The 419-nt window shown below is 38.7% G+C and carries 1 protein-coding gene; it reads left to right on the forward strand.

Features of this window, described 5'->3' with window-relative positions; translation table 11 throughout:
* Positions 1 to 63: 63 nt before the first annotated feature.
* Positions 64 to 419 (forward strand): contractile injection system protein, VgrG/Pvc8 family (locus IO68_RS29830; protein WP_023013938.1); only part of this gene is annotated, 356 nt, incomplete at its 3' end.

The raw sequence follows: 419 nt of genomic DNA on the forward strand, positions 1-419 counted from the left end.
TAGACAGATTAGTCTATGGTTTATAGAATGCGCGAAATTTAAGTTAATATTAAATAACAAGAGATGTTGAATAATATATTTCGCGCATTAGATCAATTAGGCATCACCCCACAAAAACGTGCCATCCATATTCAATTTTCTAATCCTATATTAAATGCTCAGGTGTTTTTACAACGTATAGATGGGCAACATGAAATCAATCAAGGCATTCGTGCAGAACTGATTTGCTTATCCACTGATGCTACGATTCCATTAAAACAATTCATTGGTAGCCAAGTGGCGGTCGACCAAGTCACCGACTCAGGACAATTGTTCCGTACCACAGGTATTATTACTCAGGCACTACAAGGCCAATCCGACGGCAGTTTAAGCCTCTATAAACTCACACTTGAAGATCCCACCACACTTTGGAAAAAACG

It is taken from the genome of Acinetobacter sp. COS3 (genome assembly GCF_000475335.1).
Classification (GTDB): domain Bacteria; phylum Pseudomonadota; class Gammaproteobacteria; order Pseudomonadales; family Moraxellaceae; genus Acinetobacter; species Acinetobacter venetianus.